Origin of the sequence: Paenibacillus chungangensis (assembly GCF_042675905.1) — a bacterium.
Taxonomy (GTDB): Bacteria; Bacillota; Bacilli; order Paenibacillales; family Paenibacillaceae; genus Pristimantibacillus; species Pristimantibacillus chungangensis.
On record NZ_JBHTJZ010000033.1, the window covers coordinates 20,791 to 32,201 of the forward strand.

The 11,411-nt window shown below is 45.1% G+C and carries 8 protein-coding genes; 6 read left to right on the forward strand and 2 right to left on the reverse strand.

The features are described 5' to 3' along the window. Positions 1–8: 8 nt before the first annotated feature. The 3 genes from ACFQ2I_RS17375 to ACFQ2I_RS17385 all read left to right on the forward strand — a co-directional run bounded on the left by ACFQ2I_RS17375 (position 9) and on the right by ACFQ2I_RS17385 (position 7,857). Positions 9–1,964: an FAD-dependent oxidoreductase gene (locus ACFQ2I_RS17375; RefSeq protein ID WP_377566391.1), complete on the forward strand. Its 1,956-nt coding sequence runs from the start codon at positions 9–11 to the stop codon at positions 1,962–1,964. Between the two features lie 129 nt (positions 1,965–2,093). Then, on the forward strand, positions 2,094–4,295 hold the full coding sequence (locus ACFQ2I_RS17380) for a helix-turn-helix transcriptional regulator (protein WP_377566393.1): 2,202 nt from the start codon (positions 2,094–2,096) through the stop codon (positions 4,293–4,295). A gap of 133 nt (positions 4,296–4,428) precedes the next feature. After that, a complete protein-coding gene (locus tag ACFQ2I_RS17385; RefSeq protein WP_377566395.1) occupies positions 4,429–7,857 on the forward strand; it encodes a discoidin domain-containing protein in 3,429 nt (1,142 codons plus the stop codon). A 176-nt stretch (positions 7,858–8,033) separates the two neighbouring features. Here ACFQ2I_RS17385 and ACFQ2I_RS17390 read toward each other — a convergent pair whose 3' ends face one another. Together ACFQ2I_RS17390 and ytxJ are read right to left on the reverse strand one after the other, a co-directional pair. Further along, positions 8,034–8,702, reverse strand: a complete 669-nt coding sequence (locus tag ACFQ2I_RS17390) for an ArsR/SmtB family transcription factor (RefSeq protein WP_377566397.1) — start codon at positions 8,700–8,702, stop codon at positions 8,034–8,036. Between the two features lie 27 nt (positions 8,703–8,729). After that, positions 8,730–9,068 (reverse strand): bacillithiol system redox-active protein YtxJ, encoded by a 339-nt coding sequence (gene ytxJ / locus ACFQ2I_RS17395; RefSeq protein WP_377566399.1) that lies wholly within the window; start codon positions 9,066–9,068, stop codon positions 8,730–8,732. Between the two features lie 237 nt (positions 9,069–9,305). Here ytxJ and ACFQ2I_RS17400 point away from each other — a divergent pair, with 237 nt between their 5' ends. From ACFQ2I_RS17400 to ACFQ2I_RS17410, 3 genes are all read left to right on the forward strand, one after another. Beyond that, complete coding sequence (locus ACFQ2I_RS17400) at positions 9,306–10,022, forward strand: class A sortase (RefSeq protein ID WP_377566401.1); 717 nt, start codon at positions 9,306–9,308, stop codon at positions 10,020–10,022. Between the two features lie 21 nt (positions 10,023–10,043). Next, on the forward strand, positions 10,044–10,475 hold the full coding sequence (locus ACFQ2I_RS17405; protein WP_377566712.1) for a DUF6526 family protein: 432 nt from the start codon (positions 10,044–10,046) through the stop codon (positions 10,473–10,475). A gap of 182 nt (positions 10,476–10,657) precedes the next feature. Further along, entirely contained in the window at positions 10,658–11,407 is a 750-nt protein-coding gene (locus tag ACFQ2I_RS17410; RefSeq protein WP_377566403.1) for a response regulator transcription factor, read from the forward strand. The last annotated feature ends 4 nt before the right edge of the window (positions 11,408–11,411 follow it).

Below are 11,411 nucleotides of genomic sequence, written 5' to 3' on the forward strand. Positions count from 1 at the left end.
AGATAATCATGGGTCAGGATTACGATGTAATCGTATATGGAGCGACACCTGGAGGAATTGCCGCAGCTATTTCGACTGCTAGAAAAGGGAGAAGGACGCTCCTGCTGGAACCTTCAGCCTATATCGGCGGTATGATGACAAGCGGGTTAGGACGTACCGATATTGATGATCTGAAAGCGTCGGGCGCCATCTATCGGGAATTTGCCGACAAGGTGCTGAAGCATTATTCCGAAAGCTACGGGTTACATTCAAGTCAAGTAAAGGATTGCAATAAAGGCATGTACTTCGAACCGTCGGTCGCTCGCATGATATTCTGGGAAATGACCGATGTCGAACAGTTGTTGGAGGTCAAATGCGAGCATGAGATAGCGTCCGTCGCCATGGAGGATAATAGATTAACAGCCATTCGTGTGAAAGTGATAAACCAACTTCCCATCCTCCATCGGTCAGCAAGCGTGTTTATTGACTGTACGTATGAAGGCGATCTTGCAGCTATGGCGGGGGTCCCTTATTGGAGCGGAAGAGAATCGCGCGATGTCTGGAATGAGGAATATGCGGGAAAAATATATATGAATTTCGATGAAACGAAGGAAGTGCTGCCTGGGAGCACGGGAGTAGGCGATCATCGGATTCAGGCCTATAACTATCGACTTTGCCTGACGGATATGCAGGATCGCAAAGCAGAGGTGACCAAGCCGAACGCGTATAGACGTGAGGATTATATCAGTCTGGTGGAAGATGTAGCGGCCTCCAGAGTGAACTCCATACGCGATGTACTTAACATTCTTCCGGTCCCTAACGGGAAGACAGATGCCAATAATCATCACTATTGTATGTGCTCCAGCGACCTCCCCGATGAGAACGGCGATTATTTGGAAGGGAGCGGAGAAGTCAGGAGATCTATAGCTGCTCGCCATCGCACTTACTTGCAAGGCTTATTATGGTTTCTTCAAAATGACGAAGCGCTTCCCGCAGCCTTCCGAATAGATGCCGGAAGATGGGGGTATGCAGCCGATGAGTTTGTCGATACCGATCATTTTCCTCCACAGATCTACGTGCGGGAAGGGAGACGAATTCATGGTGAATACGTGTTTACGGAAAATGACGCTCGGCTTGCTCCTGGCTTGGGTCGATCACCGATTCACTATGACAGTATCGCGACTGGCGCTTATGCCATCGATTCCCATGCTGTTCAAAAGCGAGAGCCTGAAGGAAAGAACATCGCTTTGGAAGGCTTTCTCGGATTGGGCTGGCTTACGGAAATTTATCAAATTCCATACGGCGTCATGGTGCCGAGGCAAATGGAAGGACTTTTGGTCCCCGTTGCGGTGTCTGCTACGCATATGGGATTCGGTACGATACGCATGGAGCCCTGTTGGATGCAATTGGGATACGCAGCGGGTATTGCGGCCGATCTATCGATTGAAGGTAAATTACCGCTCAGGGACATTCCCATCGATCTTTTGCAAGATGAACTGTTGGACCACAACCAATTGATCACATTTTTTGAAGATATCGATCCGCTGAGTGATGAAGGAAAGGCCATCCAATATTTTGGGGCAAAAGGGGTTTTTACAACCTACAAGGCTGAAAGCGATCGTCCAATTCGCATTCACGAAGCCTCTGGAATACTCGCTAAAGCTCGCAGCTTGCCAGGCGGTCAACGGATGCCTGTATTGCCAGCTACAGACCGCCTGCTTCCAACCGGAACGGATATGGGACCTCGGTTTCATAACAGTGAGATATCACCGGAAGCCTATTGGAAAGAGCATCCATATTTAAGTCGTGTTACCTACACTAATTGGCTTCGAGTTGCAACGGCACAATTATGTGGCGAGGCATTGCCTGACAGGTCCGAAGAGAGGGAAGATGTATCGATCGGTGAGTTCTGTAATCGTGTATATGCCATTTTAAAGAGTCAACGTAAAGGCTTGCTAGCTAATGCCTCCAAAGGACGGCGATAGCCGTTTACCCTTGACCATCAGCACATTTGGCACAATAATGTAGGAACACCTCTTCTTGTTGGTAGAGCTGCTCGTCACTCTCACTTTACCAAACGAAGCGGTGTTTTCTACTAATCATAAAGGAGGCAGATGTCTATATTGAAACGACCGACTGTATGGAGACTTTCGCTTAAAACCTATCATCTGAAAATTGTTATCATACTTTTGCTAGTATCAATACCGCCATTTATCATTTCCGGGTTTTACAGTATTAACATGTATTTAAAGCAGTCCATTCATTTTATTCATTCAAAAAATGAAAATGATTTGGCCCAAACGGGTGTTTCTATGGGGAAGACCTTGGAGTCTATATTGGGGGAGCTTTATTCTGCTATGCTGGACAAACAGTATTCAAAAACAACATTAAACTCGGATCGACTAGCCATTTTGAACGATTTGTCCCGTTTTTTCAATAAGAACCAGTATAGCCATTACCTGTATCAGGTGGCCTTTTACAATGAAGATATGGATTATTTGCTGGTAGGCAATTATGGCGTTCTGGAAGAAGTGAATCATTCGCCTTATGAATGGCTGAGAGACGATACGGAAGGGATGTCGAATTATCAAATCAAAGCGACGCCGACAAGAGGCTGGATGGAGAATGGGGAGGAGAAGAGCATTGTTTCTCTGATCGCAAAACTCCCCTTATACGAACATCAGTCTTACCTGATTTTCAATATCGATATGAGAAAAATTCACAACGATTTTCTGCTTGGCTTGAATAAAAATGAAAGCGCTTATCATTATTTCATATCAGACGCAGCGGGCTCTATCGTGTTTGATAAAAATGATAGGAAAGGCGATGTGCCGAACATGCAACTTAGGAGCACCGTAAAGCGGAGCGATCAGGTTGAAACAAACAGCTATCCGTTAGGAACCATTGGGTGGAATTTAGTCTGTGAAGTAGACGTGAAAAAATTATATAGTGGAGTCTATGATACACGCAATAAAATGGTGGGCCTGTTCGTGCTTGTCACTTTATTGATATTGGCGATTATATTGCTATTGGCGAGACAGCTCTATGAACCTGTAAAAAATATCATTGCCCAAATTGCAGGAATGATTAATCGAAAGGATCGTACGCAGGGAGAGTTTGATTTCATTAGTTCCGTCATTGATGAAGTGATCCGAACGAATAGTCAATTGCATTCTCGCCTGAGTAAAAGTGAACAATCGCTCAAGAAAACTCTTATTCGCAATTTAATTGAGAACAGATTTGTCAATCGGTCTGACATTCAACTGCATTTACAAGAATACCGCACTCCACTTGTTGTTGTTATCTTTACGATGAATGCCAAAATGAACCTGAATGTGGAAGAGCGGGAGATGCGTGAGAAAGTAAATAATAGCATGGGCCAGTGGTTAGACATTGACCTGTTCTTTGCTTCCGAGAAAGAATTTGTCGTTTTATTTCGGTTGAAAGATCAGGATATCGACACTTTTACCACTCAATTGGTGTCGTCTCTTGATCCATTAATCATGGAGCACTATATTGCAAGTATAGGCGGCATCCATCAGATAGAAGAAATTAATAATTCATACATCGAAGCGCTATATGCTTTTAACATGGGAATGATCTATTCGCCGGAACTTCAAGTCTATTGCTACAATAAGTTGCCAATGGATATTCAATTTCATCAGTCGAAGAATCCGACTTTCGATGAATTGGAAATCGCTATTCGCCGACAGGATGAAGCGACTTGCAGCGATTTGATCAATTTGATGTTCTCGGAAAATCGAAGTTTGACGGAATACCACAGCAATTTTTATACATGCGTCTCCTTGCTGATCCGGTTATATGAGCATGAGAGTGTGAAGCTGCTTGACGAGATTAATGAATTTATGACAGCCAGGGGAATGATGAATTCTACTTTCATTAAACAGTTTTTTATAAGAAAATTTACATCTTTCACAGAAGATCAACGGGAAGACTATACCGAATTCATTAAAAACAGTTATGTGGATCATATAAAAAAATATATTGCGGACAACTACGCCTCCAACTTCTCGATGGATGATGCAGCTGAGCATGTAGGAGTGACCCGTCAATATATTAGCCAATTGTTTAAAAAGCGCTATAATACAACGATGATCGATTATTTAAATCAGTATCGGATCGAACAAGCGAAAAAAATGCTCGTCGAAACCCAAATAAAAGTGGCGGACATTGGCGAGAGAGTCGGATTCAACAGTAAAAGCTATTTCACGAAAGTGTTCAGGCTGACCATGGGGATCACTCCTACGGAATACAGGGAATTGTCGTGGAGCAGAAATAAAGGTTCAAGCGAATAAAAAGGACATGAAGTCTCGTCATCTACTTGATTTTCCATTATTTTATAGCCATCTTACAATTGTATGATTGTATTCTGCTGAATGGCCCTCCATGATGAACATGCACAACATTAAAAAATCAGGAGGTTACGCCATGTGGAATTGTTCAAAAATGGTGAGGCAGGGAAGGGGGCAGATGATGGGCGGCAATAAAACAATCGTTTTGTTATTGACCTTATTGCTAATATCCAGTCTGTTTCCTGTAAGCGGTTTAATTGCGGAAGCGGAACAATCGGCCGTATTGGTCAATATTGCCGGGTCCGCCGAGCTTCAAGTTGATTCGGTAACCGAAGGCAATACGGCAAATCTGGCTGTGGACGGAAGCAAGTCATCGCGGTGGGTATCTGGAGATACTACATATGAACATACTTTCGAGATGACTTGGGGAAATCCGCAGTCTTTCCATGAAGTTAAAGTCTGGAGCGGCAATGTGGGAACAGGCAATCACAATTGGCATATTCGCGATTACACGCTGGATTATTGGAACGGGGCCGACTGGATCACCATTGCATCCGTTGTTGACAATGACAAGGACAATAACCTCGGGCTTTACAATCACTTCGTCTTCGAAGCGGTAACCGCTTCCAAACTGAGGCTTCATATTACAAAGCCGAGCTGGGGCGGCTCTTACGGCCCGGAGGACAAAATCGCCCGGCTTGCGGAAATGGAAGTGTTCGCCGATTCCTCCTCAGGGCTCAACAATTTTGTTACCCGGAGCGGCGACAAATTGATGGACGGCTTGTCCGAATTCCGATTTATCTCCATAAACAGCTCCAATCTGACCTATATCCCCGCTCCGGAATGGCATCGCGCCGATCCTTGGGAACAGGAGGATGTGTTCAAGTCGCTGCAGCAGATGGGCGCAACTGCAACTCGGTTGTATACCTTTACGATTAAAGGCAGTATTGCGTTCGGAAGCGAGAAGAGGCATATTAACGGGTGGAGAGATTATGACGAGGATTACTTCATGGATCTGGATTACGTGCTGAAGCTGGCTAATCAATACGGAATACGTGTGATCATTCCCTTTATCGATACATGGGATCATGTCGGTGGGGTGAAACATTTCGCAGCACTGCGAGGCAAGACCAAGGACGAATTCTATACAGACCCTGAGCTGAAGGAAGATTACAAGCACTTGGTCAACTATGTGTTGAACCGTACGAATACGTATACGGGAGTCAAGTATAAAGACGACAAAGCGATTCTCGCGTGGGAAACGGGGAACGAGCTATATGCTCCAGACGACTGGACAAGCGAAATGGCTGCCTACATCAAAAGCGTAGATCCAAATCATCTCGTCATGGACGGTCACTATGGCATTTCTGCGGCTTCACTGGATGATCCCAATATCGATATCGTCTCCAACCATTATTATGAGGGCGGAGGCGCCGACTACGCTGTGCGAGCCGAAGCCGACAGAGCGTTGAGCAGAGGAAAGAAAGCACTTATAATCGGCGAGTTCGGAGGCTCAACTACGTCGAACTTCACCAATCTGTTCAATGAAGTGATCCAGAACGGGACATCGGGCGCTATGCTGTGGACGCTGAAATTCCATAACAAGGACGGCGGATTTTACAACGGAGATTATCGTTGGCCGGGATTTCCTTCGGGGGATACTTACGATGAAACGGCTGTCATGCAGTTGATTCGTGCAAAGGCATACGAGATACGCGGCCTCTCTGTGCCGCCGAGAGAAATCCCGGATGCACCTAGCTTGCTGCCGATCGAATCGGTTCTTGGAATATGGTGGAGAGGATCGGCAGGAGCCGAAACGTATAGGATCGAACGAGCGACGAATCCGAACGGTCCATGGGCCGTTGTAGGCGACAATGTGCTGGACAGTGATATTCCGTTCGTACCCTATCAAGATGCAGACTTCATTGAAGGGGAGATGTATTATTACAGAATCAAGGCCGTTAATACAGCCGGTATTTCCGAACCCTCCAACATGATAGGTCCGGTGATGGCGTCCAGCGTGCTTCCTGTTCCCATTGCACCCGTCTTGTATCCGTTCGAATCCGTATCATCCATAACATGGGGGAAGGTGAAATGGGCGGAATCGTATGATGTGGAACGGGCGACCGATCCCGGTGGCCCCTGGACGGTGGTAGGTTCGAATGTCTTGGCATCCGAAATACCGTTCAAAGACGCTTCGGCAAATAGCGGAATGCCATACTACTATCAGGTTAAGGCGAAAAATGCAAGCGGCACATCGGAGCCTTCCGGCATGTTCGGTCCGATCATAGTCAATAACGTGGCGCAATTGGCTCAATTAACTGTCGATTCCACAGATGGAACACATGTGAAGGAAAATGCCGTTGACGGCAGATTGCATACCCGTTGGTTGTCGCAAGCCACTACTATGAATCATTTCTTCCAACTTGATTGGGCCGTTCCTCAGATGATCAACCGGGTCAAAATATGGAGCGGAAACGTTGGAGGAAGCAATTGGCATATTCGAGATTTCACGATTGAATATTGGGAAGATTCGGAGTGGAAAGTGCTTGCTTCCGTTACAGATAACGAGAAGGACGGGTATGACGGTCAGCATAATGACATCTCATTCACGCCGATTCAAACAACGGCCATGAGAATGAACATTACAAAACCGTCCTGGGGCGGCTCCTCTGCCAATACAAATGATAAAATTGCGCGGCTGATCGAATTCGAGGCAAGCTACTCATCCGATCCACCGCCAAACGAAGCATCCGCAAGCCTTATTGGCCCGGATTCGGTCGATGCGAACGAAACATTCACTGTGCAATACGACTTGTCAAATATGGTCAATATATCGGCACAGGATGTCACCATCACTTATAATCCTGAGCTGTTCGTCTATCAGAATGCGGTGCCCGCGAATGCCCAGACGGTCATCCAGTCCGTATATCACGAACCGGCAGCGGCTGCGGTGCGATACATCCTTGTGCATCCCGGTGAAGACAGCACGATGAACGGCGACGCTCCCATGCTCGATATTGTGTTCACTGCCACAGGGGAGGCGGGGTTCGGTGAGATCGAACTCACGAAAGCCGCTCTGGCAGATGGAAGCGGGGGAACGCAGCTGGCTAACCTGACAAGTGCGAAGCTGTCGGTGCAAATCAATGCGGACAAATCCGCATTGATTGCCTCGATTGCCGCGGCACAGGCTGTCGCGGAGACAGCGGTTGTCGGTATCCAGGATGGCCAGTATCCGGCGTACGCTCATTCGGCGCTGCTTGATGCGATTGTCAACGCGACGGCCCAAGCGGATGATCCTGCTGCAACATCGTCGCAGATTATGCTCGCCAAAGAGAGCTTGGATGATGCGGTTGCAGTGTTCCAGAGCTATATCATTACAAGCGATACCGGCAATTTGAACGGCGATGGCGTCATCGATATTGGTGATGTTGGAATTGCGGCCGTACACTACGGCAAGAGCGAAGGCGATGCCGGATGGAAGCCGGAGTATGATCTGGACGGGGATGGCATGATTGGACTGTATGAACTGGCCTTCATCGTCAACCGTATGCTGGAACCATAAAGTAAGTCATGGCTTGAATCTTACGTAAGGTATCTGTGGAGTGTGCCGGAACGTGAAGAAGATCGCCGACCACCTAGATGAACAGGTTGGAGAGGCGATCTTCTTAAGCCGACCTATCTCGCTCATGTCCAGAGCATGAGCGAGATTTCAATTTTCAAAGAGATGGACTCGTCATTCTAGAGAGCAAAATGTTCCTGCCATTCATTCAATCCCTCATCCATCCGATAGGCCGTGAATCCTTTAGACTGCAATTTTTGTGCGGCGATTGCAGCGTAGACACAGAGTGGACCTCTGCAATAAGCAATTATTTCGGCCTCCTTAGGCAATTCATGCATATAATGCTCTAATTCCTCTATCGGTACAGATATCGCGCCTTCAATATGGCTGATCTCAAATTCTTCTTTCGGACGTACATCCAATAGTAGGATAGATTCTGTATTTAATTTCTCCATGACTTCATCCATCGTTAGAGTTTGAATATGATCCAGGTTATGCAAAAAATCATTTTTAAGCTTTGCGATATCTGGAAGTTGCTTCTCACTGATCCTCCACAAAGAAGCTAGTAAATCCACAATGGCAGGATCGGCCAATGAATAAATGACATGGGTGCCTTTCTTCGTGAATTTGACAAGTCGAGCATCCAATAGAACCTGAAGATGACGAGAGACATTTGCAAAATGCATACCTGAAGAAGCAGCTAGCTTTTCTACCGTTTTGGATCCTTGAGACAACAGAGTCAGAATTTCCAAACGCTTATCGCTCGACAGGCACTTTCCGATTCTAGACACTTGTCTATACAGTTCCTCTTTCAGGATATTCGCGGAGTCCAGCATGTTATCAATCATATGAATGACCTCGATTTTTTGAAAAGATTAATCTAGCACAGCGCTCATATGCGCCTTTGTAACAGACCAATGCGAGGCGGCCCAATATTTTGATTTATCCTTTACGTAAATGACTTGCGGAGATTCGTGCTTCACATTCAAATCTTCTGCTATTTGGTTGGATACCGGTCGAGATTCGATGACTTTGACCATCACATAATCCAGGTTTTCATTCGGTTTATCTTTCAAATACTGCTCAAACTCTTGCAGTGCATTAGAACTCACGGGACAAGTTGTACTATGCTTGAGAATAACTTGTCCCCGTTCAGATGACTTTTGCATCATTTCATTCCACTCTTGAATAGTCGTAATTTCATTCCAATTCATCATATAAGCTCCCTTCGTTATTGAACCGATCATTAAAAAATAAAAGTTGTTTTTTTATAGTGTACATGAAGATGTTCAATTATTCAATTGAGCAGCTTGTTCTTTGAGAGCGATATTAAAGGGAAGGTTATAAACTTGACGTAGTGAATATTCGAGACTATAATTCAATAGAATAATTGATTAATAAGACATAATAATGATACTTGCATAGTAGTTTAAAATAGAGAGGGAAGAAAAATGAAGAATAGGAGTCGAAATCGCTTCTATAATGTCCTTTCCATTATGCTGCTCCTGATAGGTGGAGGTTTGATTGCTTACAAACCAATTATGGACTACTGGGTCACTCCCAAACATTTGGACACCTTGTATCAAACGAGTCTGGGTGCCGAAGGGATCAAGCAAAATATGGAGAAGCTGCATGTACAGTATGAGCAAGTGAAAGTGGAGGCTTTTGATTTCTCGGAAGTGGAAAGTCTGGGGTTTCTTGATGAGAAAGCAACGATCCAAACTGAGAATGTGATAGGTGGAATTTACATACCTAGTGTAGATATTAACTTGCCAATCTTGTATGGAGCAACCAATGAGAATTTAAAAGCAGCCAGTGCAACTATGAAGCCTGAGCAAGCGATGGGGGAGGGCAATTATGCCATTGCCGCTCATAACTCTCGAAATCCGGACATTTTGTTTGGCTCATTAAAGTATGTAAAAGCGGACGATGAAATGTATATTACGAATAAGGACAAGGTATATAAATACAAGATGGTTCACCGTCAAGTCGTTATGCCTGAACGTGTCGATGTCATTGATGATGTGGAAGATAAAACGTTGTTAACCCTCGTCACATGTTACAGCGCAGATGGCTCTGATCGTTTGATCGTGACAGGTGAGCTGACAGAAGTCATTGATTATAGTGAAGTGGAGAGTTCCATTTATGAAGCGTTCGAGCCATTATAAAACGGAGGAAAGGTGAATTTGATGAAAAGCAATCCAACTCAGAACTATCAAAACCATAAGAAAATAACCCCTTTGCAACATTACATTTTAATGCCGTTAGCACTGATTTTATTGATTCTATCCATTGTTTATGTCATTACGAGTAAGGGGAGCTTTCCTGCCTTCCTGTTCTTGCTTACATCCATAGGTATCCTTATTCTAGGAATGCTAGTGCGAATTAATGCGTTGAAGCTTCAGGATCGAATCATCTGGAATGAAGTGAATTTTCGGCATATCCAATTAACGGGCCAGCCCCTTGATGACAAATTGCAGTTGAGGCAAGTAATTGCACTGCGGTTCGCGGAAGATGATGAGTTTCTTACGCTTTGCCGTCGTGCTGCTTCAGAGGGCATGGCGCCTGATGCGATAAAACGTGAGATTACCCGGTGGCGTGCTGATCATTGGAGAGTTTGATAAGGAAAAAACTGATATGCCTGAATGCTATTTCTTTGACTGCCATATGGCAGTTTTTTTGTGGGGGAATCACTTAAACAAGTCACACAGCCAGCATCCTGTTGGCTGTGTGACTTATTTATATGGAGCTAAAATTATACTTCAGTATAGTATTCAAACTTGGGATAAGAAGGTATGATGATGTGAAATTTCAACTTCTAAAAGAGAGCTTTAAAACGACAGAACGAGGAGGGGATACGAAATTGGAGAGCGCAACAATCATGATTGTGGAAGATGAAGCGGGCATTCGGGAATTAACGAGCATGTATTTAAATAAAAAAGGTTATGCGGTGATTACAGTTGAAAACGGTGGGCAGGCGTTGGAGCAATTGGATGAAGCAGATCCGCAACTGATTTTGCTAGATATTGAGATGCCGGAGAAAAACGGGTTTGAAGTGTGTCAGGAGATTCGTAAAAGACGGACAGTCCCGATCATCTTTCTCAGTGTTCGCCGCAGTACGTGCGATAAAGTGAAGTGCTTCGAACTGGGCGGCGATGATTATCTCACCAAGCCTTTCGACTTTGCGGAGTTGGAAGCTCGTATTGGGGCCAATCTCCGACGTTATCAAACGCAACAATTTGAGAAAGAGTTAAATCGCTTGCAATATGGCGAGTTGGAAATCGATCTTAATTGTTACACATGTTCTTTGAATGGCGAACGTAAGATGTTGACGGCAAAAGAGATGGAACTGTTGATTCAATTGGCGAAACGTCCGAATCAAGTATGGAGTCATGAGCAGCTGTATGATCGAATATGGAGTCTGGAAGCGACCGGGAATCTCGACACGGTGAAAGTGCATATCGGAAGTTTGCGGCGCAAGCTGGAACGGAATCCAGCAAAGCCGGAACGCATTAAAACCGCTCGTGGGTTTGGATACTTCTTTGCGAATTGAAAGG

Excerpts from the sequence above, each read along its gene's own strand:
- ACFQ2I_RS17375 (WP_377566391.1), top strand. The coding sequence starts at position 9 with ATGGGTCAGGATTACGATGTAATCGTATATGGAGCGACACCTGGAGGA.
- ACFQ2I_RS17380 (WP_377566393.1), top strand. The coding sequence starts at position 2,094 with ATGTCTATATTGAAACGACCGACTGTATGGAGACTTTCGCTTAAAACC.
- ACFQ2I_RS17385 (WP_377566395.1), top strand. The coding sequence starts at position 4,429 with ATGTGGAATTGTTCAAAAATGGTGAGGCAGGGAAGGGGGCAGATGATG.
- ACFQ2I_RS17390 (WP_377566397.1), bottom strand. The coding sequence starts at position 8,702 with ATGATTGATAACATGCTGGACTCCGCGAATATCCTGAAAGAGGAACTG.
- ytxJ (WP_377566399.1), bottom strand. The coding sequence starts at position 9,068 with ATGAATTGGAATGAAATTACGACTATTCAAGAGTGGAATGAAATGATG.
- ACFQ2I_RS17400 (WP_377566401.1), top strand. The coding sequence starts at position 9,306 with ATGAAGAATAGGAGTCGAAATCGCTTCTATAATGTCCTTTCCATTATG.
- ACFQ2I_RS17405 (WP_377566712.1), top strand. The coding sequence starts at position 10,044 with ATGAAAAGCAATCCAACTCAGAACTATCAAAACCATAAGAAAATAACC.